The sequence below is a fragment of the Pseudoalteromonas sp. S3178 genome, from assembly GCF_005886985.1.
GTDB classification, from domain to species: Bacteria; Pseudomonadota; Gammaproteobacteria; order Enterobacterales; family Alteromonadaceae; genus Pseudoalteromonas; species Pseudoalteromonas carrageenovora.
Genome location: NZ_PNCW01000186.1, coordinates 1 through 212 on the forward strand (window position 1 = coordinate 1; position 212 = coordinate 212).

The following is a 212-nucleotide window of genomic DNA, read 5'->3' on the forward strand; positions in this document are numbered from 1 at the left end:
CGACGCTTGCCAACAACGAATTGAGTGTGTCTATCTATAACTTTGGCTCAACGTCTAACACAGCAAACGACAGCATAGCCTACAGCGGCGCACAACAGGGGTTAGTGACGGGCAATGGTGCAGATAAAATAGGCATGACTGTTTATGTGTTTGATAACGACCTCGAGCAAACTGGTAGTACCTGTAACGATGCATGCAAAGACATCTGGCCA

Annotated in this window: 1 protein-coding gene; it reads left to right on the forward strand. The window is 47.2% G+C overall.

All coding sequences use genetic code 11. The features are described 5' to 3' along the window. A partial coding sequence (locus tag CWC11_RS20545; protein ID WP_212748101.1) for a COG4315 family predicted lipoprotein occupies positions 1 to 212 on the forward strand: 212 nt, incomplete at both ends.